This is a genomic window from Paraburkholderia sp. GAS32 (assembly GCF_050434225.1).
Lineage (GTDB): Bacteria > Pseudomonadota > Gammaproteobacteria > Burkholderiales > Burkholderiaceae > Paraburkholderia > Paraburkholderia madseniana.
Window position 1 is genome coordinate 154,238 of the sequence record NZ_JBNPVS010000015.1, and the last position, 23,792, is coordinate 178,029.

The window sequence follows — 23,792 nt, forward strand, 5'->3', positions numbered from 1 at the left end:
CGAGGACGTGGCAGTCGGTTTGGAATTTTCCATTTTTCGTCAATCTGCAAGGGGATCTACTCGTGAAAAAGCATACATTAGGCATACTAACTGGATTAGGACTGGCAGCAGTTTCTGGGATCGCGCACGCGCAGTCGAGCGTCACCCTGTACGGCATCATCGACGAAGCGGTGCGCTACGACACCCACCAGAACAAATCCGGCGGGAAGCTTTTCACGATGGGTAGCGGCGGCGAGATTCAGGGTAGCCGCTGGGGTCTGCAGGGAACCGAGGATCTCGGCGGCGGATTAGCCGCCATTTTCCAACTCGAAGGCGGCTTTACACCGAATACCGGTGTGACGCAGCAATCCACGCCGTCCGGCGCGGCCCGCCTGTTCGGCCGCACCGCGATGGTGGGGCTGCGCAGTACCGACTACGGCACGTTGACGATGGGCCGGCAATACACGCTGGTGCATGAAATGGGCTGGACGCACGATATCTATGCGTTCGCCAATTACACCGGCACGGTCGGCTTTCAAGGTGCCGGTCTGACTGGCGGCGGCCGTCTGGACAATTCCGTGCGATATACCTCGCCGACGCTTGCGGGTTTCACCCTCAAGGGCTCGTATACGTTTGGCGGGGTAGCGGGAAATACTCACCAGAACTCGTCGCCGGCCGTCAGCCTTTCTTACGACCACGGCCCCTTGAGCGTTGGCGCGGCCTATCAGATCGTCAACGACATCGGCGGCCTGACGCCTGCGACCAGCACCTATGGCAGCACGTACTTCGGCGTGACGATCCCGGACAGCTCGCAAAAGATCTTCACCGCGGGCGCAACGTATAAGTTCGGCGCGGCGAAGGTGTTCGGCTCGTATATCTACAGCCACGTCTATCCGGCCGACTATCGCAACGACTCCTTCTCCACCGCGGTCCAGTACTTCATCACGCCGGGACTCGTGCTCGATCTGCCGTTCTACATCGACTTCGTTCATCACGCAGGTCAGAGCGGCACGCGCATCACGACCGGTCCGACGTTCGACTATTTCCTCAGCAAGCGCACCGACGTCTATGTCGGCGTGGACTACAACCACCTCACCGGCGCATGGACGACCCTCGCCGCCGCCTCCGGCTCGAACCAGCCGTTCTATGGCTTCAACTCGCTGTTCGAAGCGACGATCGGTCTGCGTCACAAGTTCTAAGGTTTGCGGTGTGGCACGTCTGTTCGGTGTCGCCCGACGCCGGCAGACCTCACCGAAAGCCGAACGACATCGGGACGCGAAGTCTTGTCCCGATCGTCAACAATGTCATCGAGAACATGACCAAGGCGCTCGAATGAGCATCCATAAGCGTCGACTATCGGCCCAGACAACTTTGATCTTTGTCGACTGGGCCTTGAGGCGCTACCGTATAGCGTGCTGATCCCGCATTCACCGTTATAGGCCCTCACCATGCATGCACTTGTCATTCACGCCCCACTCGATCTGCGCATCGAGGACGTTCCCACGCCTGAACCGGAAGCCAACCAGTTGCTCGTACGGGTTCGGGCCGGCGGTATCTGCGGTTCGGATCTTCACTACTTCAACCATGGCGGTTTCGGCACGATTCGCATCAAGGAGCCCATGGTGCTCGGCCATGAAGTCTCGGGCGCCGTCTCGCGTGTGGGACCTGGTGTGACGGATATGCCGGTCGGTACGCGGATCTCCATCAGCCCGAGCCGGCCGTGTGGCCTGTGCCAATACTGTCAGCAAGGGCTGCAGAACCACTGCCTGGATATGCGTTACTACGGAAGCGCGATGCGCACGCCGCACGTGCAGGGCGCATTCCGGCAGGAGATCGTGATCGACCGTTCACAGGCGCACGTCGTGGCGGACTCGTTGAGCGATGCGGAAGCCGCGATGGCCGAACCGCTTTCGGTTGCCCTTCACGCCGTTCGGCGCGCGGGTCCGTTGCTCGGTAAGCGGGTGCTCGTCACAGGATGTGGGCCGATCGGCGCGTTGATCGTGGCGGCCGCGCGCAGGGCCGGTGCAGCGATGATCGTGACAACCGACGTGAATGCGCTTCCGCTCGACAGCGCGAAAAAGGTCGGCGCCGACCTCGCGTTCAACATCGCGGAGACGCCTGACGCGCTCCAGCCGTTCACCGTCGACAAGGGCAGTTTCGACGTTCTGTTCGAGGCGAGCGGCAACGCAGCGGCATTGCGCGGGGCATTCGACGTGCTCAAACCGCGCGGCGTGATCGTCCAGGTCGGCCTCGGCGGCGACATCTCGTTGCCGATCAATGTGATCGTCGCCAAGGAATTCGATCTGCGCGGCGCGTTCCGCTTCCACGAAGAATTCGCCATTGCCGTCGAACTGCTGAACAAGGGATTGATCGACGTGAAGCCCCTGATCTCGGGCATTTTCCCGTATCAGGATTCGGTCAAGGCGTTCCAGACAGCGGGCGACCGTTCAAAATCGATGAAGGTGCTGGTGAGCTTCGATTAATTGATCCCGCACGTGTGGCGACGATGACGCGGCAAGCCGCATTCTCGTCGTCATGCGTCCACCCATCACGCGAATGGGCAATGAAAGGGCGATAAAAAAAGCCGACGTCGCGATGTAGACGTCGGCTTTTTCCTTCTCCCCACACGGTGCTCAGTTATTGCATCGTGCTTCGAGCGCATCGATAAACGCGCGGTTCCAGCGGCCTTCCTTCATCGCTCGCATCGTCTCAGCCTCTGCTTCCAGAACGGCCAGCGCTTTTTCGATGACGTGTTCGGCATCGCCTTGCGGAATGGCGAGCAAGCCATCCTGATCGCCGACCACGATATCCCCCGGATTGACCACCATGCCGCCGACCGACACCGGCACATTGATTTCACCCGGACCGTCTTTATACGGCCCCCGATGCGTGACCCCACGGGCGTAAACCGGAAAATCCCGATCGCGGATTTCCGCGACGTCACGGATCGCACCATCTACCACCAAACCAACAACGCCGATGTGGGCCGCGTAGAACGACAGAATGCCGCCGACCACGGCGTTGTTGAGATCACCACCAGCATCCACGACCAGTACGTCCCCTGGACGGCAAAACTCCAGGGCGCGCAGGTAAGTCAGGTTATCCCCGCCACGCGAGCGCACCGTGACCGCGGTACCGGCCATCGTCTTCTTGCCGGGCCGCTGATACGGGTGCAGGCCCACGCTGCCGATGTTGCGATGCATGTTGTCGCTGAGCGCAGAGACGGGGATGTCGCGCAACGCGCTAAGGATCGTATCGGCAGCCTGAGCCGCCGACGGGTTCTTCCTGATGGCTTTGTACATGGTCGATCTTCGCTTCCGGATATAAGGGGAGCGGCTCATGCAGATCAGGAACGAGTAGGCACGACACCGCTGCAACACGGATATAACGGTATATCGCCCCCGCAAATCGCGCCAAGACGGGTTCGTTCTTGCACGATAGGAAACGCTTATGAAACGCAATTGCCGAAGGAGGCGGCGCTGAGATACGCGGAGGTCGACTCTCGACGATAAGTCATAGGCAGCGAAAGCAGACATTGGTTAACATCGCTCATCGCCCCCTGGGATTTCACACCGATGCCCTCTTCCATCCGCAACTCGCTGGTCTGGATCTTCGACGCATTCGAGCGCGACACCACCTATATTCGCAAACGGATGTTCGGCAGCGATGCCGCCTATATCGACGGCCTGCTATGTCTGATTGCCGCCGATCGCGACAAGCCGTGGAATGGCTTGCTGGTGTGCACCTCGCACGAACGCCACGCCGCGCTCATTGAAGAAGTACCCGCTTTGCGGCCGCATCCAGTGCTTGGAAAATGGCTGTATGTGCCGCAAGACGATCCGGCATTTGAAACCACCGTCGAAACCATGACGGCGCTCGTGCTCGCACGCGACTCGCGCGTAGGTGTCGAACCGAAGCCGCGCAAACGGAGCGGCAAATCCACGTTGCCGAAGACATAAAGCATCGCTGCCGGCCGCCTCATCACATGACGTCCGCAAGCTAACTCGCTAACGCTGCAGTACGTTATCCCCGTTCAGAGGCTTATCTGAACCCGGCACGCTCAACGCGCAGCACGAAGCTCAGACGGCTCGAGATAGAAATCCCTGTTCCCCGCGAGGCGCTCGACCATAAAGTCGATGAACGTCCTCACGCGCAGCGGTTGCTCGGTTCGATGGCGATAGTAGACGTAGATGGCCTCACGCTGCGTGACATGCCTGACGAGCAGCGGAACAAGTTCGCCACGTTTGATGGGCAGGGTCGCCGAAAAGCTGCCGAGTTGACCGATTGCGAGTCCCGCCAGCACGGCTTGGGTCTCCGCGTCCGTGTCATTGACGCATAAGCTAGCTGCGACGTCGCGATAGGCGATCTCGTCACCGATCAGAAATTCCCACGGAGCCTGCTTGCCGGTATTCGCCCGTCGATAGCCGGTGCAACGGTGCCCGTCGAGCTCGTCGATGGTCCGCGGCGCGCCATAACGCTCGATATAGGCAGGCGAGGCACAGACAATCAACTGGATCGGCAACAGCCGTCTCGCGATCGTGCCGCCCGACGGCGGAGAACCACCGCGAAAGCCAACGTCGGCGCGATCGCTGACGAGGTCGGTGAAGTGATCGTCGAACTGCACGTCCAGTTGCACATTCGGGTCCAATTCGGCGAATTCCAGGAAATATGGCCATAGCACGGTGCGCCAGAATGCACTTGGCGCACTCACCCGCAACGGGCCCGCAATCGCCTCTTTCGATCGCCGCGCGTCGTCGAGTGCCGACGACAGTATCGCCAACGCAGGTCTCACGCTGTCGAGGAGCCCCTGCCCCTCCTCGGTCAAACTCAACTTGCGTGTGGTCCGGTGGAAAAGCCGAACCCCCAGCTCCTTTTCCAGTTGCATGACCGCGTGGCTCGCGGCCTGCGGCGAGATGCCCTGATCCACGGCGGCCTTGCGCAGGCTTCCCAGCGCCGCGGCCCGGACGAATATCGTGATCGCGCGTACTTCGTTCATGGCCGCCCGAATTAGCAAATAAAAGTTGATTATCAGTCTACCAATCAGCGTCTAGTTTATGCCAATCGACACTCCTATTATTCGTTCACTTTCACCCGAACCGTAGGAGAAACATCATGGCTAGCAACACGAACAATGGCTTCAAGCGCGTCTGGTTCATCACCGGCGCAACGCGCGGCCTCGGCGCGCTGATCGCCCAGGCAGCCCTGGCTGACGGCAACGCGGTCGTTGCCACTGGCCGCAATGTGGCTGCGATCGCCGAGCGCTTCGGTCACTCGCCGGCACTCCTTCCCGTCGCGCTTGACGTGCCCGACGAAGCTCAGGCGAAGGCCGCGGTTCAAGCCGCAGTTGATCGATTCGGCCGGATCGACGTTCTGGTCAACAACGCGGGCTTCGGTTTGCTTGGTGCCATCGAGGAGTCGAGCGACGCCGACGTGCGCCGCATGTACGACACGAACGTATTCGGCTTGCTGAATATCACACGCGCCGTTCTGCCGGTGATGCGCACGCAGCGGGCCGGTCACATCATCAATATGTCGTCGATCGGCGGCTATCGGTCAGCCGCCGGGTTCGGCGCCTATTGTTCGACCAAGTTCGCAGTTGAAGGCTTGACCGAGGCATTGCACGCCGAGCTGAAGCCGCTCGGCATTCACGCAACGGTCGTGGAGCCTGGATACTTCCGTACGGACTTTCTCGACGCGTCATCGCTTGTTGTTGCCGGGAACGTGATTGCCGACTATGACGAGACGTCAGGAGCTGTTCGCCGGCTCGCTACCGGCATGAACCACAACCAGCCGGGCAACCCGGAGAAACTCGCGGCCGCCATGGTCGATCTGGTCGACGCACCAACGCCTCCGCTGCGGCTGCCGCTTGGCACCGACACGCTGAAGGCGATCGCTGAGAAGAATGTCTATGTCACGCAGGAAACCGAAACCTGGAAGGCGTTGTCGGCATCGACTGACTTTGCTGACTAAATGCTGACACTATCCGCTTCCCATTTGCGTTGCGTAATGGGAAGCGGATCGGCCGATACGCAATGGGGGTTTGCACCGAAGTCGCCGCCACTAATCCTTCATCATGCGTTGTTACGGTAACCGGGTTGTCCGTGCTAGTCCGTCTGAAAAGAACTTCCACCTCCCCACCCGGAACCTACAGATGAAAACGACTCCCGTCTGCAACGCGACACGCCGCCTGTCATTTCGCCGACCAGCTTCCACGGTAGCACTGGTGCTCTGCGCCGCCGCCCTCAACGCACATGCCGAACAGTCCGATTTCCGCGGTGAAAGTCGCTTTGAGCCAGGCTTACTGGTTGTAAGTCGAAGCGTGTACGACAACCAGTCAAGCAACGTTCAGGTTGGCGCGGTCCTGCCGCCGAATTGCGGAGCCACTACGGGCGGCTGTAGCGCGGCCACTGGCGCGCCGAGCGACGGCACCTATCCGTACGTGTGGAATAACGACGGCTATGACGGCAGCTTCGGCATCACGTCGCGGATCTTTCTCGATCAGCTCACGCCGTCAGGCGAGTGGGTCAGCTCGCTCGAAGTGCCCAACAGTTTGCAGAAAACGCCGCGACGTGACCAACTCGTCACCAGCTTCAGCTCCAAATCTGAACTCGGCCTGCACCTTTCGCTCGACGGCCAGTACCTGACCTTTATGGGTTATGTGGCGCCGGTGAATACGCTGGACGTCTCCAATTCGAACACGCCTGGCGTCGTCGATCCCACTAATCCGGTGGGGCAGAATTTCTATCGGGCAGTCGCACGCGTCGACCGTGATGGGCACTTCCGCATCACCGAGACGAATGCATATAGCGGCAACAACGGCCGTTCGGCGATTCTGAATAACCGCGATGGCGAAGATTTTTTCTACACGGCCGGCAACGCGGGTAACGGTGCCAATCCGCAACCGGCCGGGGTGATCCTCGGCGCCGGCGCACAATTCATCGACGCCACGAAAAAGCATGAGGCGCAGCAGGACCCGGGCGCACCGACGCCGGTCGCCAGCTTCTCGGTCACTGAGCTTGGCAAGCCGGCGGACAAGATCGGCAAGGACGACAACTTCCGGGGCATGACCGTATTCAACAACGTCCTCTACTTTACGAAGGGTAGCGGCAGCAACGGCGTGAACACGGTGTACTTTGTGGATACCACTGGAAACGCCTGCCCGTCTGGCACGGGTGTGCCGGCCGCCAATGCGGCATTGCCCAGCAAGGCGCTTGCTTACGACGCCGCGACGGTCCAAACCAACGGACTGCCAAGCAATATGTGCGTGCTGGCCGGCTTTCCGTCGACACCCAACAAGACCGCGACTACGCTCTCCTTTCCGTTTGGCCTCTGGTTCGCCAACGCGACGACGCTGTATGTCGCGGACGAGGGCGATGGCTACACGGGCGGCCCCGACCTTTACACGCATGCGGCCGCGCAGACTGGCGCGGGTCTGCAGAAGTGGGTGTATAACGCCGGTGCGAAAAAGTGGACGCTCGCCTACACCCTGCAGGCGGGTCTAAACCTGGGCCAGCAATACACGGTGTCCGGATACCCGACCGGCCCCAATTCGGCAACTGGCCTCCCGTGGGCACCGGCGACGGATGGCCTGCGCAACCTGACCGGCCGCGTCGAACATGACGGCACAGTCACGCTCTGGGCAATGACCTCGACCGTCAGCGGCAACGGTGATGTTGGCGCGGATCCGAACCAGCTGGTTGCCATTCGCGAGCTGCTCGCAAATACGAGTGCGACGGGTGCCGCCCGCGAGAAATTCGTCACGTTGCGAAGCGCGGGCTTTGGTGAGGTATTGCGCGGTGTCTCGTTCACGCCGGGTACTGATCAGGACCACCGTTTCTGACGCACTGACAATAGGGTGAAGCCACGCCACGGTGCGTTCAGCCGTGCGTGGCCACCAGTTCACCCGGTTTGCACGACCCGTCAACGCATCACGCAGCGTGCCCCTGACTTCCCTGTTCGCTGTCGAGATGCGCCATCTGCGCCGCTGCGTAACGTTCACCTGCGGCGGCCCCGTGCGGCACTGCCTGCGCGATCGCGGCCAGATCCTCCGCGCTGAGCGTCACATCAACCGCACCGAGTGCTTCGGCAAGACGATCGCGCCGACGTGCGCCCACGAGCGGCACGATATCGCTGCCTTGAGCCGCGACCCACGCAATCGCAATCTGCGCAACCGAGACGCCTTTTGCATCGGCCACCTTGCGCAGCGCATCCACCAGCGCGAGGTTGTGATCGACGTTGTCGCCCTGAAAGCGCGGACTCATGGCGCGAAAATCGCCTTTCCCTGCGGAGTCCTTGCTCCAGTGGCCACTGATCAAACCGCGGGATAACACGCCATACGCCGTGACACCAATCCCGAGTTCGCGGCACGTCGGCAGGATCTCGTCTTCAATGCCGCGTGAAATCAGCGAGTACTCGATCTGCAGGTCACTCACCGGGTGCACCGCTGCCGCACGGCGAATGGTCGTCGCGCCCACTTCGGACAAGCCGACGTGCCGCACATAGCCGGCTTTGATCATGTCGGCAATCGCCCCGACCGTGTCTTCGATAGGCACGTTGGGATCGAGCCGCGCAGGGCGGTAGATGTCGATATGATCGACGCCCAAGCGCTGCAGCGAGTAGGCAAGAAAGTTTTTGACCGCCGCGGGACGCGCATCGTAGAGCGACCAGCCACCTGCGGGGTCACGCATGGCGCCGAATTTCACGCTGATGATCGCCGCGTCTCGGCGTGACGGCGGCGCGCTTTTCAGGGCCTCGCCGATCAGGATTTCGTTGTGGCCTGAACCGTAGAAATCGCCGGTATCGAGCAGCGTGATGCCGGCTTCGAGCGCGGCGTGGATCGTTGCGATGCTTTCAGCGCGGTCAGACGGACCGTACATGCCCGACATCCCCATGCAGCCAAGACCGATGGCGGCGCTTTGCGGACCCGTCTTACCCAGTTGAAGTTGCTTCATGATGTTCCTCGTTAGGCGCTTGGGCTGAAGTATCGGCCGATTTCCAGCGTGCGATAATCCACCTCAATCTGGACGACCCGTGCGGAAAGGCGAACAATGCAGGAACCCGACCTGTCCGATTTGAAAGCATTCGTCGCCGTCACACGGGCACGCGGGTTCCGCCATGCCGCACTGACGGGCGGCGTGTCAGCCTCATCGCTTAGCGAAGCGGTTCGAAGGCTCGAACAGCAGCTCGGCGTCAGGCTGCTCAACCGCACGACGCGCAGCGTCACGCCAACGGAAGCCGGGCAGCGCCTTTTTGAACGGCTTGCGCCGGCCTTCGGGGAAATCTCAATCGCGCTGGATGCGGTGAACCTCTTTCGCGAGAGTCCGACTGGAACACTGAGATTAAACGTTCCGTCGATCGCGGCAAGAGAAATTCTGCCTGCCCTCCTCTCCCGCTTCCTCGCCGCTCATCCGGGTATCACCGTGGACGTCGGCACCAACGACACGTTCATCGATATCCTCGCGGCGGGCTTCGATGCCGGCATCCGCTACGACGAACGCCTCGAGCGCGACATGATCGCCGTGCCGATCGGCCCGCGCGTTCAACATTTCGTCGCGGCGGCCGCGCCGTCCTACCTCGCGGCCCGCGGCATACCGCAACATCCGGGCGAACTATTGAACCACGCGTGTATCGGACACCGCTTCGACAGCGGCGTGCTTGCGACATGGGAATTCAAGCGAGGCGACGACGTCGTGCGGATCGAGCCAAACGGACCGATGATCGCCTCCGTGATCGAACTGGAACGCGGCGCGGCCATCGCGGGACTGGGAATCGTCTACTCGTTCGATGAATTTCTGCGGCCGGCAATAGAGCAAGGCGCGCTCGTACCTGTGCTCGGCGAGTGGTGTCAAACCTTCACTGGACCGTTTCTGTACTACCCGAGCCGGACGCATATGCCGGCTCCGCTCAGGGCGTTCGTCGACTTTATTCTTGCCGCTGAAGACTCAGGTAGTCATCCGTAGGCAGGGACGCCACGGTCAACCGGTATGGGTTACGGCGCGGACCGATATCACGCGATCCACGCCGCGCCGTGCAACGACGGCGCGCTCAGCCCGCTGCGACAACATCGATGCGCAACGCTTCCCCACCGGCCACAATCGCGAGCAGATGGTCGACGTTCGGGTGTGCACCCGGACGGTTGCGCGCGTCAACCGTATGCTCGGCGAACACCGCGAGGCCGTGTTCGGCTGCCTTGGCGTCCAGCGTGCCGAAGGCCTGCTGCAGATAGTTGTACACCGCGAGCGAACCCTGTTTGCCCGGCTTGTTCTCGATGCTGGCCACCACGGCGCCCTTGCCGTCGAGCAGATCGATACGTTCGATACCGTCGATGGCCGGCAGTTGGGCGAGGTTGTCTTTGAACACGTTGCTCGGTTGAATCACTGAAAACACTCCTTCTATTCGGAAAAATACGGCGAGCCGTATCTTATCCGATAGGGTGTTTTGCATCGCGCTGAACGGCGAGGCTTCGTTCAGTCTGCTGCGGAAGCTTCGGTTTTTCCGAATCTTCGCTCCCGGATTAGCAGATTTATCCGTTCCCCAACCTGACGCAGACTGAGGCTCATCACCACTGCGGACATTGTCCGCGCCAGGAGCCCAAACATGCGAACCTATCCGCGCAACAGTCCTCAAGCCGCCGCACGTATCGTCGCGCTGGCACTCACTTCCGACGGACACGTCAGCAGCTCGGAAGAGCTCGCCCTCGAAAACCTGGATATAGCGGGCCGACTTGGCCTCGCACCAGAGCAATTCGCGCAGATCGTGCAAACGCTGTGCGAGGACCAGTCGGTCGCGAACACGCCGTTCGCGCCGCCGGTCGGCCAGCTCGGCGCTGCCCTGCTCACCACGTTGTTAGATGAGATCGACGACCCCGCGCTGCGGCGCAAGGTGATGCGCCTGTGTATCGCCGTCGCGATCGTGGACAACTATCTGGCGGATGGCGAAATTGCCTTGCTCGCTGCTGTGTTCAACGCGTGGGGGCCTAAGCCGATCCAGGGAGCAAGCCGGCACATCCCGTTGCCAGACGCGCCGTACACTCACGCACGCCCGGCAGCGACCACCTGAGAAGCGAGCGCATGATGTTGCCCGCGCCGCGAGCGGATTGCGTGGATTTCTTCGACCACGCCTTCCGCTCGACCGAGCCAGCGCAGTCCGCGCAGCAGCGCCACATCCCCCGCGCCCAGTTCCGCGAGCGGAAACACGCCGAGGCCACGCGCGGCGAACACCGCCATCAACGCGCTGTCTTCGAATTCCCCGACGATCCGCGGCCGGATCCCTTCGGTTTCGAACCACCGGTCGAGCCGCGCGCGCAACGCGCCGTGCCCGGTGGGCAGGAGCACAGGCAGCCCGGCCAGGCATTGCGGAAAGCCGGTACGGGCGGACTTGCGGATGATCTCCGCTGGGCCATACCAGTCGACGGGCGAACCGACGAGGCGCTGGCTCACGACGCGCAGGTCCGCATTGTGCGGCGCAGGCTGGCACGCCAGCACGAGATCGAGCCGATGGAGCGCGAGCTCCGACAGCAACTGCGCATGTTCGCCCTCGTGGCAGAGCAGCCTGAGCGACGGCGTGTCGAGCACCGGCGCGAGCAGCGCGTGCGCGGCGAGCTTTGAGATGCCGTCGGAAAGACCCACTGCAAGCCGGGCAACACGTTCACCACCCGCCTCGCGCATCTCGTCGAGCAGCGCCTCGCCGATCTGAAAAATCTGTTCCGCGCGATTAAAGGCCGTCTCGCCGGCTTCAGTCATCGTGACGCCGCGCCCCGCCGGTTTCAGCAATTGGCGCCCGATCGATTTTTCCAGTTCGCGCACCTGCGCGCTGATCGTCTGAACCGCCATGTCGAGACGCTCGGCCGCACGCGCGAAGCCGCCCTCCTTCACGACGATCCAGAAATAGTAGAGATGGCGATAGTTGAGCATGTTGGCGATACTTCGAAAAAATCGATATATCGCTCAGATTATCACTGATTTATCCGAACCATGAAGGCAGCGATGATGACGGCATACCGACGTTGCCTGTCACCCTTTGCTTACGGACCCCATGGACTCTTTACTCATACTCGCTGCCGATCCCGCCGCATGGGCTGCGCTTCTCACGCTGGTCGTGATGGAAATCGTGCTCGGCATCGACAATCTGATCTTCATCTCGATCCTCAGCAACAAGCTGCCGGAAGCACAGCGCGCTCGCGTTCAGCGCATGGGCATCATGCTTGCGCTCGTGCTCCGGCTCGCCCTGCTCGGCACCGTCGCGTGGATTGCGCAACTGACCGCGCCCGCCGTGACGCTGTTCGGCCACGCGTTTTCATGGCGCGATCTGATCCTGCTCGGCGGCGGCCTGTTCCTCGTCTGGAAGGCGACAAGCGAAATTCGCCATCACGTCGTCCACGCGGAAGAAGTACGCGACAAGGCGAGCACAACCGTGCAGTTGACCGCCATGGCTGCGATTGGACAGATCCTCGTGCTCGATATCGTGTTTTCAGTCGACAGCATCATCACTGCAGTCGGCATGACCGAGCACATGCCGATCATGTTCGTTGCCGTGATTGCAGCGGTCACCGTGATGCTATTCGCCGCCAACCCGCTGTCGCGCTTTATCGATCGCAATCCGACCATCGTCATGCTCGCGCTCGGTTTCCTGCTCGTGATCGGCATGACGTTAATCGCAGAAGGTTTTGGTTCACACGTGCCGAAGGCTTACATCTACGCGGCTATGGCGTTCTCCGCGTTTGTCGAGGCACTCAACATGCTCGTGCGCCGGGCGAATTCGAAGCGGATGGTTAGCGCGGAGCAATGAGCGCGCGATGAATTTTTATACCCTTGAGGAGCAACGAAATGAAATGTCCCGTTTGCAAGACCACTGACTTGCTGATGACCGAGCGACGCTCGATCGAAATCGACTACTGCCCGGTCTGCCGGGGCATCTGGCTTGATCGCGGGGAACTCGACAAGCTGATTGCGCAGGACGCCGGGAGCGATGACGCGCAGACTAACGCTACCGCACGCACGAGTCGGGACAGCCATTCGGATCGAGATCGGGAACGGCATCGCGACCATGCGTACGACAACAACCGCACGTATGACAATCACCGGACGGATTATCGGGGACACAAGAAGAAACGCTCGCTTTTCGACATGTTCGATTTCGATTGACGGTGTCCGCGAGTAGAAGAACCAGGCAGCAGTTATCAGATCAAAAGCGCGCGCTGTTGTCAGCCGCGCCTTTTCATTTTCCCCTCTGACGTTGCCTCAGCCAGCGTCAAACCCTTCATACAAATAACAACGCGCCGCGTGTCATCGACAGAGCGAAGTGGCGCGTTAAGCCGTTAACGGTTTGAGCGCGGCTTAGGCACGATCCACACGCGCTGAATCCCCTGCGCCCGCCGCCATGATGTTCCCCCAAATTGTTTTCCTGCCTGTCTATCGTTCAGATGCCACTTTCTATCGTTTCGATTACAAAGACCGGCGCGCTTGCTGCGCTGACGTATTGCACGCTAACCATGGCGATGCCGGCGCAGGCAGCCGACAACGTGATCGTGCTCGACTCCGGCGAAGCCAAACTGACGCTGATCGATCCCGCCACGCATAAGGTGATCGGCACGGAGCCGACCGGTAAGGAACCGCACCATCTGATGATCACGCCCGACGGCCACTCGCTTATCGTCGCGGATTCGATCTCGAACGATCTGATGTTTCTCGATCCACACAGCGGCCGTGTGCAGCGCAAGGTCGACGATATCGAAGATCCCTATCAGCTCGGTTTCTCGCCCGATCACAAATGGTTCGTGACGGCAGGTCTGCGGCTGGATCGCGTCGACGTGTATCACTACGACGGCCAGAACATGACGCTCGCCAAACGCGTCCCGCTCTCGAAGACGCCGAGTCACATGACGTTCTCGTCCGACAGCAAGACCGTGTTCGTCACACTGCAAGACACCGGCGAAGTGGCCGCGATCGATCTGGCGACGCAGACGGTGCTCTGGAAACTGCATGTGGGCAATACACCCGCCGGCCTCTGGATGACGCCGGGCGACCGCTATCTGTTGATCGGTATGACGGGCGAAGACGATGTGGCCGTGGTCGACTGGCACAAACAGCAAGTTGTGAAAAGAATCCAGACAGGGCGCGGCGCGCACAACTTCCGCAATCTCGACGACGGCCAGCACATAGCGCTCACGAACCGTGTGGAAAGCACGATCAGCATTCTCGATTACAACACGCTGACGAAGACCGCCGACATCACAGGGCTCATGCCCGGCCCTGACGACATGGAACTGTCGGCGGATCACCGCTACCTGTGGGTCACATTCCGTTTTTCGCGGCATGTCGGCATCATTGATCTGACAACGCATAAACTTATCGACACGATCGCGGTCGGACGTTCACCGCATGGTTTGTATTTCGCCAACCGTGCGCCCGTGTATGCGCCCAATCCAGACTGAACAGGCTTTCGTTTTGATGACAGCACCCGCAATTTCAAGAGGTTTTTGATGATTCACGAAATCCTCGCCCTACTCGACAACAGCATCTCGACGCTGCAGACACTCCTGTACGTCGACGTGGTGCAGCCGTTTTTCTATCGCTTCGGCCTGATGGGATACGACGAGGACACTTACGATGCACTCTATTGGGTCATCGTCGGCGTGCTGGAAATCCTGGTCACGTATATCGCCTTGCGGCCGCTGGAAGCGCTGCGGCCCGTCGAGGCGTGGTCCGATCGAAAAGCGCTGCGCGCCGATGTGATCTACACGTGGATCGCCAAGCTCGGCATCATCAATATCGCGTTCTTCTTCATGCTGCAGCCGGTGTTCAATCACTGGCAGAGTCTGATGGCGATCTACAACGTGCCGAACATCGACATCGACGGACTGTGGCCGGGCGTCACCGATCAGCCGGTCGTGTCGTTCCTCATCTACCTGATCGTGCTCGATTTCTTCGGGTACTGGTATCACCGCTGGCAGCATCGCTTCGGCGTGTGGTGGGAACTGCACGCGGTGCACCACAGCCAGCAGCAGATGTCGTTGTGGGCCGACGATCGCAATCACTTTCTCGACGACATCATTCAGGCCGCGTTCTTCGCCGCGATTTCGCTGTTCATCGGTGTGCAGCCGACGCAGTTCGTCGTGCTGGTTGCGGTCGGCAACTTCATGCAGAGCGTGCAGCACGTGAACGCGCGCCTGCCGTATGGATGGCTGCTCGAACGCGTGATCGTGAGCCCGATTTTTCATCGGCGTCATCACGCAATTGGCTACGGCCATGAAGGCACGCGCTACGGCTGTAACTTCGGCGTGCTGTTTCCGTGGTGGGACATGATGTTCAGGACCGCGTCGTGGGACCGCACTGTTGAGCCGACCGGCATTCGTGACCAGTTGCCCGTGCCGCACGGCGCAGCGCGTTCCTATGGTGACGGGTTGATCGCACAGCAATGGCGCGCGTTTGGCCGTATCGCGATGCGTCTGCGGGGACAACGCAACTACGGCGGCGTGACGGACTGATTGTCATCGTCAAGGGGCGGGTGACTCATCCCAAGCCCACGGCTCGTGCGATCAGGAACACGCCTGCGCCGACGATACCGACCCCAATCACGCGCGCCGCCCGCTCACCACGCGGTGCAAGACGTTCAACGGTGATGGCCGCCGTCACAGCAGCCATCACACGCAAATCCATGCCCCCGGCAACGAGCAGGACCGTCGTCAGGCCGGCACAGCAGTAGCTGCAGTGGAGGCCGAGGCGTAGACCGTGGCGCCATGCCGTGGTGGCGTCGGCGGGCAATGCGGACGACATGAGGCAGCGCCTTGGTGTCTCGCGACAGCAGGCAAGGCGCCGGGTCTTCCACGCAGTGAACTGCAGCGCCCCGGCGATCAGCACAATCACACCGACTGCGAACGGAACGGCGCGCGCCAGCGCCGGCTGTTGCATCTCGAGCGCCGCCAGCGCGGCGCCGAGCGGAAATGCGGCTATGCCGAACGCGGTCCACACGAAGAAGTACCCCACGCCCACCATCACCGTCAGCCAGCCCAGGCCCGTTACGCCTGCCCCGCCGACGGCCTCGCGGTAGCGCCACAGCATGGGAACGAGAGATGGCAGCATCATCGCGACCATCATCACGATCCACATACCGAGGAACGACGCCGCGAGGCCTGGCCACTTCTGTCCGCACATCGGCATCCATGCCACCGACATCGTCCAGCCGCCGGGCATCGGCATCTCACCCATCGCCGACATGGACGCGGCGCCGGCGATTGTCACCGCCGTGCTGACGGTGAAGAGTAACGCCGAGACGCCGAAGAAAGCCCGCTGCGAAACTCGCGCTTCGATCGCACGTCCCGACATTTCGCAGCCCCCGGTTGCGCTAACGTGTTCCATCGCCCGGCTCAGCGCGTCGTCTCGTACTCGTCGTGACGCTTCCACCAGACGCCCGTCTCGTTGCGCCCCTTGGGCGCGCGGTCGAGCAACTGGTACATGCCCCAGATGCCGTCCACGCCGCGCGCATAGGTGGAATACGTGTGGTAGACGACGCCGTCCTCGAGTACGAACGCACTCAGGCCCGGCCTGTCGCGCGTGTACGTCGCCGCGTCAGTTCCGCAGGTGGCCGCGAACTGGGCGACGGGCTCCGGAACGACCTGCGTTTCGTCCATCGCGTGGCCGCCGCGCTCGTAGTTGTATTCGATGCTTCCTTCACGCTGCTGCGCCTCGGTGAACGCGATGTTGAAGTCGAAGTTGAAGTCGCTGCCAGCCGATGACGCCCAGGGGAACGTCCAGCCCATCCGGCGCTGGTACGTCTGCAGCTTCTCGAACGGCGCCCGCGACACCGCCGTCAGCGTGACGTCGTGATTTGCCAGATGAACGACGACGCCGTCGAACCCATCGGCGATCGATGAGCACGACGGGCACCCCGCCTTGTAGTCGGGTCCGAACATGAAGTGGTACACGAGAAGCTGCGAGCGTCCTTTGAAGAGATCCGCCAATGACGCCCTTCCCGCAGCAGTTTCGAATGTGTATGCCTTGTCGATTCTCACCCAGGGCAGTGCCTGCCGTTGCTGCACCAGCGCGTCGCTCTGCCGCGTGAGCGCCTTCTCTGCCTTGAGCAGATCGAGCCGCGCCGCCAGCCACTGGTCACGCGTCCCGGTTGTATGTGTCGTGGTCATGATTCCCTCCTTGGGAGTCCTTCGTCGTTCGTTCAGTTGTCGAGACGACGAACTGGTTGGTGGTCGTGCTAGATTAGCCACGGGCACCCGAACGGTGGGAGTGACAAGTGTGGCGGGATTCGAATAGACCATGGACTCGCTAGTGACGGCCGCGGCACGTGCGCTCGCGGCGGGCGACCCGCTCGGCGCACTGAACCGGGTCGCCTTGCGCGACGACGCCCCTGCGCTCGCGCTGCGAGGCATCGCGATGGCGCAGCTCGGCGATCTCGTTCGGGCGAAAGCGTTGGTGCGAAGTGCGGCGCGCGCCTTCGGCCCGAAAGCGCCGGTGGCCCGCGCGCGGTGCGTAGTCGCCGAGGCTGAAATCGCGCTCGCCTCGCGCGATCTGGGCTGGCCCGCGAAGGCGCTCGACGCCGCGCGAGCGACGCTCGAAGCCCACGGTGACGGGCTGAACGCCGCGCATGCGCGGTATCTCGAAGTCCGGCGCCTCCTCCTGATCGGGCGCCTCGACGAGGCCGAGCGCCTGCTCGCCCACCTCGATCCCGCACCCTTCCCGCCCGCGCTGCGCGCCGCCCACGAGCTGGTCGTCGCGGGAATCGCGATGCGCCGCCTCCAGACGAAAACAGCGCGCGCTGCGCTAGCGAAAGCCGAGCAGGCCGCGCGTCACGCAGGTATCCCATCGCTGACGGCGGAGGTCGACAGCGCACGCCTACTGCTGGACACGCCCGCGGCTCGTCTGATCGCACACGGCGAAGAGCGTTTGCTCGTGCTCGAGGAGATTGAGGCGTTACTGGCGTCGAAGGCGCTCGTGGTGGACGCGTGCCGTTATGTCGTGCGTGAAGCAAACATCGTGGTCCCGCTAGCGAGGCGTCCGGTGTTGTTCGCGCTCGCACGCGCACTGGCCGAAGCGTGGCCCGAAGACGTATCGAGGGACACACTCATCGCGCGCGCATTCCGGACGAGGCATGCCGATGAATCGCATCGCGCACGGCTGCGCGTCGAAGTCGGGCGGCTTCGCGCGTTGCTTGGGCCGCTGGCCGGCGTGAGCGCGACGAAGCGCGGTTTTGCGCTGGTGCCGCACGGCGCGCGCGAGGTCGTCGTGCTCGCGCGGCCGGTCGAAGAACCGCATGCGATGGTGCTCGCCTTCCTCGCCGACGGTGAGTCGTGGTCGAGCTCGGCGCTCGCGATTGCACTGGATGCCAGTCAGCGCACCATGCAGCGGGCGCTCGATTCGCTGGCGGCAGCCGGCAAGGTGCAGTCGTTCGGCCGCGGGCGCGCGCGACGCTGGATGACGCCGCCCATGCCCGGATTCACGACGACTTTGTTACTCCCCGCTCCCCCTACCGAGTGATTAGGATGAAAACATGAACAAATCAGCCGCCAAAATCGTCCGTGAATATGGGCCCTTTCCGGGTGTCAGCCAGGTGGGGGGCGTCACCTATGACGGTCAGCATGTCTGGATTGCCGCCGGAGACAAGCTGAACGCCTTCGATCCGGTGAGCGGAGAAACGCTGCGCTCGTTCGACGTCGCAGCGCAGGCAGGCACGGCCTTCGACGGCCAGCACCTGTTTCAGATCGCCGACGACCTCATCCAGAAGATCGATCCGGATACCGGCCGCGTGCTCGCCACCATTCCCGCACCCGGCGGCGGGGGCAACTCGGGGCTCGCGTGGGCCGAAGGAATGCTCTGGGTGGGGCGGTATAAGGACCGGAAGATCCACCAGGTCGATCCCCAAACCGGGGCGATTCTGCGCACTATCCAGTCCAACCGCTTCGTCACCGGCGTCACCTGGAGCAACGGAGAGCTCTGGCACGGCACCTGGGAAGATGAAGCGAGCGAGTTGAGGCGAGTCGATCCTGGTACGGGAGAAGTGCTGGAGAGCCTGGAGATGCCGCCCGGCCTGATCGTGTCGGGGCTGGAAGCCGATGGCGGCGATCTGTTCTTCTGCGGCGGCGGAAACAGCGGGAAGGTGCGAGCCGTACGCCGGCCCGCACGAGACGCCGCGGTCCCCGTCGAGTCTGCGAGCGAGTAATTTACCGCCTGACGACGGATTTGATGCAACGCCCGGATCGACTCAACAAACAACAAACAACAAACGTCGTCGATCCAGGGCTCCCGCCAGCAGAAATTCGTCTGCCACGTCTAAACACCAACCAGCGCCGGCAGCTCCACCTCGTACGACAAGCGCTCGCGCCAACTGCTCATCTGCGGCTGACCTACCGCCTGGGTCACATGCGGCGCGCTTTCGACGCGCATCGATACGCACGCTGGATAGCGCGCTTTTTTCTTCTCGAGGATGGCCCGGCTCAGAAACCCGGCGCTATACGCTTTCAGCAAGTGCGCGTGATGTGCTTCGATGTACGCGGCAATCTGCGCCTCTTCATCGTCGATCATGGCTAGCAACGCCAGCGTGCGCGCATCCCAACGGAAGCGCAGGCCGAGTTCTTCGAAAGCGCTGTTATAGGCGCACAGTTGCGCCTCTACTTCCGCATCGTGCGCGCTGTCGCGGGCGTCGAACTGGGACGGGTTCATGGTCGTCTCCTTCAGGCAAATTGACATGACCAAGAATAGGAGCGCGTATAGATAAACAACAGTTAAAGTTACTTCGAAAGACTATAACGTTTTGTTTATATGCTCGTTCCCCTGCCGACGGCATCGACGAAGTCAGAATGCCCGGACATCTCATGACCCCGTTGTCAGAACAGGTATACCCATCCATTAGGTATGCCTAATGCAAACCATAAAATGTTTTAACTTTTACTTATCGCTGTTCGCGCGCAGCATCCTTCAGAAGCGCTCCACGCGAAACGCCTTTTACCCAGTTGTGGTGAGATCGACGGGCAAAGGTTTTCGTCAGTGCAATTCCCTCTGGCCGACCAATGGCGCTTGATTGCCAACAGACAAACCGGCGATGAAGCGATTCGATCACGTAGGTCCAACGCGCCGCTCGAGCGCGACGGAAGATACAGGAGACGAAGGACATGGGACATTCCAACGTATCCGGGACAGGCAGTACGCCGTTCCGGCAAAACCGCTGGGTCCAGCTAGCGATCGGCATCGTATGCATGGGGCTCGTCGCGAATTTGCAATATGCCTGGACGCTGTTCGTCGTTCCGATGGACAACGCCCACCACTGGGGCCAGGCAGCCATTCAGACCGCATTCACGGTCTTCATCGTCACTGAAACCTGGCTCGTGCCTATCGAAGGCTGGCTCGTCGACAAGTTCGGGCCGCGCCCGGTTGTGATCGGCGGCTCGGTGTGCGCGGCGCTCGGCTGGATCATCGACGCGCATGCGAGCAGTCTCGCCGAGCTATACATCGCAGCCGTGATCGCCGGTATCGGCGCGGGTTGCGTATATGGCACCTGCGTCGGCACGGCACTCAAATGGTTTCCGGACAAGCGCGGTCTCGCGGCCGGCTTGACTGCGGCAGGTTTCGGCGCCGGCGCGGCCATCACCGTGATTCCAATCGCCAACATGATCCAGCGCTCGGGTTACGAGCACACGTTCATGTTCTTCGGCATTTTCCAGGGCGTCTCTATTCTGCTGCTCGCCACCATGCTGGTACGGCCGAAACCTCCCGCATTCGCGGTCGCGGCCAAACGCGTGGTCGCAAGCAAGATCGACTACACGCCCGGCGAGATGATCCGTTCGCCGCTCTTCTGGGTGCTGTATCTGATGTTCGTGTTCGTCGCAGCCGGCGGCATTATCGCCACCGCACAGCTTGGGCCGATCGCGAAGGAATTCGGCTTTGCCAAGCTGCCGGTGAACCTGATGGGCATCACGCTGCCGCTGCTCACGATGACGCTGTCAATCGACAATTTCTGCAACGGTTTTACGCGTCCGTTGTGCGGGTTTCTGTCGGACCGCATCGGCCGCGAAAACACGATGTTCATGATCTTTCTCGGCGAGGGCGTCGCACTGCTGGGGCTCATGCAGTTCGGCCACAACCCGTACGCCTTCATGTTCTTCGCCGCCGCTGTGTTCCTGTGCTGGGGCGAGATCTTCTCGATCTTCCCGGCGACCTGCGCGGACACGTTCGGCAGCAAATACGCCGCGGCCAATGCCGGCACGCTTTATACCGCGAAGGGCACCGCCTCGATGCTGGTGCCGCTCGCATCGGTGCTGTCGGCCAGCGGCGGGTGGAGCACCGTGTTCATCTCGGCGGCGGTGGTGTCGATCGCGGCAGCCGTATCCGCGAAATTCATCCTCGCCCCCATGAGAAAACGCTGGATCGAAAACTCAGGCGCGCCGGCTGGCGTAGTGATCGCTGAAGCGCGCCTGCAGCCGTCGCCAGGCGGCTCACCTGAATGAACAACAACGTGAGCTCGCCACTCACGACGAATCCATAACGTCCCGCGACCAAGGAGCAGCATCATGGCAGAAGCCGACCGGCAAACAGTAGAAGAGACTTCGACACAACAAGCGGCCGAAACGACCGACGGATTCCATCTGGTCATCGACGCGCTGAAACTGAACGACATCCACACCATCTTTGGACTGGTCGGCATCCCGATCACCGACCTCGCGCGGCTCGCACAAGCGGAAGGGATGCGTTTCATCGGTTTTCGTCATGAACAGCACGCGGGCAATGCAGCGGCGATTAGCGGTTTCATGACGCAGAAGCCGGGTATCTGCCTGACAGTGTCGGCGCCCGGCTTTCTGAATGGCCTGACCGCGCTCGCCAACGCGACCACCAACTGCTTCCCGATGATCCTGATCAGCGGCTCGAGCGAGCGTGAAATCGTCGATCTGCAGCAGGGCGATTACGAGGAAATGGATCAGTTGAATGCGGCCAAGCCGTATGCGAAGGCCGCGTATCGCGTGCTGCATGCGGAAGACATCGGCATCGGCGTGGCGCGTGCGATTCGCGCCGCGGTGTCGGGCCGTCCGGGCGGCGTGTATCTGGACTTGCCGGCCAAGCTGCTCGCGCAAACGCTGGACGCCGTGAAGGCGCAGCAATCGCTGGTCAAAGTGGTCGATGCCGCGCCGCGTCAGTTGCCGGCGCCGGAATCGGTCAAGCGCGCGATCGATGTGCTGAAGAGCGCCAAGCGTCCGCTGATCCTGCTCGGCAAGGGGGCGGCTTACGCGCAGGCTGACGCGGAGATCCGCGCGTTCGTCGAACAAAGCGGCATTCCGTATCTGCCGATGTCGATGGCCAAGGGCCTGTTGCCCGATACGCACGAGCAATCGGCGTCGGCGGCACGCTCGTTCGTACTGCAGGAAGCCGACGTGGTCGTGCTGATCGGCGCGCGTCTGAACTGGCTGCTCGCGCATGGCAAGGGCAAGACGTGGGGCGCGGAGCCGAAGAGATTCGTCCAGGTCGATATTTCGCCGACCGAAATCGACAGTAACGTCGCGATTGCCGCGCCGGTGATCGGCGATATCGGCTCGTGCGTGGCGGCATTGCGTGCCGGCCTCGATGCGGGATTCGCGAAGCCGAGCGCCGAATGGACCAGCGCGATCGCCGAGCGCAAGAGCAAGAACCTCGCAAAGATGGCGGCCACGCTCGACAAGAACCCGTCGCCGATGAATTTCCACAGTGCGTTGCGCGCAATCCGCGACGTGCTGAAGACACGCCCGGACATCAACGTCGTCAACGAAGGCGCGAACACGCTCGACTACGCGCGCAGCATCATCGACATGTACGAGCCGCGCAAACGCTTCGACTCGGGCACGTGGGGAATCATGGGCATCGGCATGGGCTTCGCGATCGGCGCGGCGGTGACGAGCGGCAAACCGGTTGTCGCGATCGAAGGTGACAGCGCGTTCGGCTTCAGCGGCATGGAACTCGAAACCATCTGCCGTTACGACCTGCCGGTTTGCACCATCGTCTTCAACAACAACGGCGTGTATCGCGGCACCGACGTGAACCCGACGGGCGGCAAGGACGTCGCGCCGACCGTGTTCGTGAAGGGCGCGCGCTACGACAAGATGATCGAGGCATTCGGCGGTGTCGGCTACAACGCGACCACACCGGAAGAACTGACGAAGGCGCTGCTTGAATCGATCGCATCAGGCAAGCCGACCTTGATCAATGCCGTCATCGACGAAGCGGCGGGCACCGAAAGCGGCCGCCTGACCAATCTGAATCCGCAAAGCGCGGCAATGAAAAAGTGATCCAGCGTAACCATGGAGATAGCAAAGTGACCAAACCACTCGAAGGCATCAAGATCATCGACTTCACCCACGTTCAGGCCGGTCCTGCGTGCACCCAGTTGCTCGCCTGGTTCGGCGCCGATGTGATCAAGGTTGAAAGACCGGGTTCGGGCGACGTGACGCGCAACCAGTTGCGCGACATCCCTGACGCCGACGCGCTGTACTTCACGATGCTCAACAGCAACAAGAAGTCGCTCACGTTGGACACGAAAAAACCGGAAGGTAAGGAAGTACTCGAAAAACTGATTCGCGAATCCGACGTGCTGGTCGAGAATTTTGGGCCGGGCGCGCTGGACCGGATGGGCTTTTCATGGGAACGCCTGAACGAACTCAATCCGAAGATGATCGTCGCTTCGGTGAAGGGCTTCAGCGACGGCCATCACTACGACGACCTGAAGGTCTACGAAAACGTCGCGCAATGCGCAGGCGGCGCGGCATCCACCACCGGCTTCTGGGACGGCCCGCCGACTATCAGCGCCGCGGCGCTCGGCGACAGCAACACCGGCATGCATCTGGCGAT

The 23,792-nt window shown here is 61.7% G+C and carries 24 protein-coding genes; 16 read left to right on the forward strand and 8 right to left on the reverse strand.

The genetic code is table 11. From position 1 onward, the window contains the following. Positions 1 to 62 precede the first annotated feature (62 nt). On the forward strand, positions 63 to 1,178 hold the full coding sequence (locus P3T25_RS19940) for a porin (RefSeq protein WP_233464787.1): 1,116 nt from the start codon (positions 63 to 65) through the stop codon (positions 1,176 to 1,178). A 249-nt stretch (positions 1,179 to 1,427) separates the two neighbouring features. Further along, a complete protein-coding gene (locus P3T25_RS19945; protein WP_429358756.1) occupies positions 1,428 to 2,462 on the forward strand; it encodes an L-idonate 5-dehydrogenase in 1,035 nt (344 codons plus the stop codon). 150 nt (positions 2,463 to 2,612) lie between these two features. Here P3T25_RS19945 and P3T25_RS19950 read toward each other — a convergent pair whose 3' ends face one another. Then, positions 2,613 to 3,281 carry an RraA family protein gene (locus P3T25_RS19950; protein ID WP_201126719.1) on the reverse strand — a complete coding sequence of 223 codons (669 nt, stop codon included), beginning with the start codon at positions 3,279 to 3,281 and terminating at the stop codon, positions 2,613 to 2,615. Positions 3,282 to 3,554: 273 nt separating this feature from the next. Here P3T25_RS19950 and P3T25_RS19955 point away from each other — a divergent pair, with 273 nt between their 5' ends. Then, positions 3,555 to 3,938 carry a hypothetical protein gene (locus P3T25_RS19955; protein WP_429358757.1) on the forward strand — a complete coding sequence of 128 codons (384 nt, stop codon included), beginning with the start codon at positions 3,555 to 3,557 and terminating at the stop codon, positions 3,936 to 3,938. Between the two features lie 101 nt (positions 3,939 to 4,039). Here the strand turns inward: P3T25_RS19955 and P3T25_RS19960 are convergent, their stop codons facing one another. Further along, a complete protein-coding gene (locus P3T25_RS19960) occupies positions 4,040 to 4,975 on the reverse strand; it encodes a LysR family transcriptional regulator (protein WP_429358758.1) in 936 nt (311 codons plus the stop codon). Between the two features lie 116 nt (positions 4,976 to 5,091). Between P3T25_RS19960 and P3T25_RS19965 the strand changes: the two genes are divergently transcribed. Together P3T25_RS19965 and P3T25_RS19970 are read left to right on the forward strand one after the other, a co-directional pair. Beyond that, the gene (locus P3T25_RS19965; protein ID WP_429358759.1) at positions 5,092 to 5,949 is read left to right on the forward strand and encodes an oxidoreductase; all 858 of its coding nucleotides are present in this window, start codon (positions 5,092 to 5,094) and stop codon (positions 5,947 to 5,949) included. Positions 5,950 to 6,130: 181 nt separating this feature from the next. Beyond that, positions 6,131 to 7,819 (forward strand): hypothetical protein, encoded by a 1,689-nt coding sequence (locus tag P3T25_RS19970; protein WP_429358760.1) that lies wholly within the window; start codon positions 6,131 to 6,133, stop codon positions 7,817 to 7,819. 88 nt (positions 7,820 to 7,907) lie between these two features. Here P3T25_RS19970 and P3T25_RS19975 read toward each other — a convergent pair whose 3' ends face one another. Continuing rightward, positions 7,908 to 8,930, reverse strand: a complete 1,023-nt coding sequence (locus tag P3T25_RS19975) for an aldo/keto reductase (protein ID WP_429358761.1) — start codon at positions 8,928 to 8,930, stop codon at positions 7,908 to 7,910. Between the two features lie 96 nt (positions 8,931 to 9,026). Between P3T25_RS19975 and P3T25_RS19980 the strand changes: the two genes are divergently transcribed. After that, complete coding sequence (locus P3T25_RS19980) at positions 9,027 to 9,938, forward strand: LysR substrate-binding domain-containing protein (protein ID WP_429358762.1); 912 nt, start codon at positions 9,027 to 9,029, stop codon at positions 9,936 to 9,938. An 85-nt stretch (positions 9,939 to 10,023) separates the two neighbouring features. Here P3T25_RS19980 and P3T25_RS19985 read toward each other — a convergent pair whose 3' ends face one another. Then, positions 10,024 to 10,356 carry a DUF2322 family protein gene (locus P3T25_RS19985; RefSeq protein WP_429358763.1) on the reverse strand — a complete coding sequence of 111 codons (333 nt, stop codon included), beginning with the start codon at positions 10,354 to 10,356 and terminating at the stop codon, positions 10,024 to 10,026. Between the two features lie 219 nt (positions 10,357 to 10,575). Here P3T25_RS19985 and P3T25_RS19990 point away from each other — a divergent pair, with 219 nt between their 5' ends. Next, the gene (locus tag P3T25_RS19990) at positions 10,576 to 11,037 is read left to right on the forward strand and encodes a TerB family tellurite resistance protein (protein ID WP_154559422.1); all 462 of its coding nucleotides are present in this window, start codon (positions 10,576 to 10,578) and stop codon (positions 11,035 to 11,037) included. On the opposite strand, the gene P3T25_RS19995 is transcribed toward P3T25_RS19990, so the two are convergent. After that, on the reverse strand, positions 11,010 to 11,891 hold the full coding sequence (locus P3T25_RS19995) for a LysR family transcriptional regulator (protein ID WP_154559423.1): 882 nt from the start codon (positions 11,889 to 11,891) through the stop codon (positions 11,010 to 11,012). The genes P3T25_RS19990 and P3T25_RS19995 overlap by 28 nt on opposite strands. A 121-nt stretch (positions 11,892 to 12,012) precedes the next feature. On the opposite strand from P3T25_RS19995, the gene P3T25_RS20000 reads away from it, so the two are divergent. The 4 genes from P3T25_RS20000 to P3T25_RS20015 all read left to right on the forward strand — a co-directional run bounded on the left by P3T25_RS20000 (position 12,013) and on the right by P3T25_RS20015 (position 15,463). Beyond that, a complete protein-coding gene (locus P3T25_RS20000; protein ID WP_154559424.1) occupies positions 12,013 to 12,765 on the forward strand; it encodes a TerC family protein in 753 nt (250 codons plus the stop codon). Positions 12,766 to 12,803: 38 nt separating this feature from the next. Continuing rightward, positions 12,804 to 13,121 carry a zf-TFIIB domain-containing protein gene (locus tag P3T25_RS20005; protein WP_154559425.1) on the forward strand — a complete coding sequence of 106 codons (318 nt, stop codon included), beginning with the start codon at positions 12,804 to 12,806 and terminating at the stop codon, positions 13,119 to 13,121. Positions 13,122 to 13,399: 278 nt separating this feature from the next. Beyond that, positions 13,400 to 14,410, forward strand: a complete 1,011-nt coding sequence (locus P3T25_RS20010) for a beta-propeller fold lactonase family protein (protein WP_154559426.1) — start codon at positions 13,400 to 13,402, stop codon at positions 14,408 to 14,410. Between the two features lie 48 nt (positions 14,411 to 14,458). After that, positions 14,459 to 15,463 (forward strand): sterol desaturase family protein, encoded by a 1,005-nt coding sequence (locus tag P3T25_RS20015; protein ID WP_429358764.1) that lies wholly within the window; start codon positions 14,459 to 14,461, stop codon positions 15,461 to 15,463. Positions 15,464 to 15,488: 25 nt separating this feature from the next. On the opposite strand, the gene P3T25_RS20020 is transcribed toward P3T25_RS20015, so the two are convergent. After that, complete coding sequence (locus P3T25_RS20020) at positions 15,489 to 16,334, reverse strand: DUF2182 domain-containing protein (RefSeq protein WP_429358765.1); 846 nt, start codon at positions 16,332 to 16,334, stop codon at positions 15,489 to 15,491. An 8-nt stretch (positions 16,335 to 16,342) separates the two neighbouring features. Next, positions 16,343 to 17,116: a DUF899 domain-containing protein gene (locus P3T25_RS20025; protein ID WP_154559429.1), complete on the reverse strand. Its 774-nt coding sequence runs from the start codon at positions 17,114 to 17,116 to the stop codon at positions 16,343 to 16,345. A 130-nt stretch (positions 17,117 to 17,246) separates the two neighbouring features. Between P3T25_RS20025 and P3T25_RS20030 the strand changes: the two genes are divergently transcribed. After that, the gene (locus tag P3T25_RS20030; protein WP_154559430.1) at positions 17,247 to 18,464 is read left to right on the forward strand and encodes a helix-turn-helix domain-containing protein; all 1,218 of its coding nucleotides are present in this window, start codon (positions 17,247 to 17,249) and stop codon (positions 18,462 to 18,464) included. A 13-nt stretch (positions 18,465 to 18,477) separates the two neighbouring features. Then, positions 18,478 to 19,146 (forward strand): glutaminyl-peptide cyclotransferase, encoded by a 669-nt coding sequence (locus tag P3T25_RS20035; RefSeq protein ID WP_154559431.1) that lies wholly within the window; start codon positions 18,478 to 18,480, stop codon positions 19,144 to 19,146. A gap of 110 nt (positions 19,147 to 19,256) precedes the next feature. Here the strand turns inward: P3T25_RS20035 and P3T25_RS20040 are convergent, their stop codons facing one another. After that, a complete protein-coding gene (locus P3T25_RS20040) occupies positions 19,257 to 19,646 on the reverse strand; it encodes a hypothetical protein (protein ID WP_154559432.1) in 390 nt (129 codons plus the stop codon). A 449-nt stretch (positions 19,647 to 20,095) separates the two neighbouring features. Here P3T25_RS20040 and oxlT point away from each other — a divergent pair, with 449 nt between their 5' ends. The 3 genes from oxlT to P3T25_RS20055 form a co-directional block, all read left to right on the forward strand. Continuing rightward, complete coding sequence (gene oxlT / locus P3T25_RS20045) at positions 20,096 to 21,427, forward strand: oxalate/formate MFS antiporter (RefSeq protein ID WP_154559433.1); 1,332 nt, start codon at positions 20,096 to 20,098, stop codon at positions 21,425 to 21,427. Positions 21,428 to 21,490: 63 nt separating this feature from the next. Further along, positions 21,491 to 23,233, forward strand: coding sequence for an oxalyl-CoA decarboxylase (gene oxc / locus P3T25_RS20050; protein ID WP_429358766.1), 1,743 nt, complete (start codon positions 21,491 to 21,493; stop codon positions 23,231 to 23,233). 26 nt (positions 23,234 to 23,259) lie between these two features. Further along, a partial coding sequence (locus P3T25_RS20055; protein ID WP_429358767.1) for a CoA transferase occupies positions 23,260 to 23,792 on the forward strand: 533 nt, incomplete at its 3' end.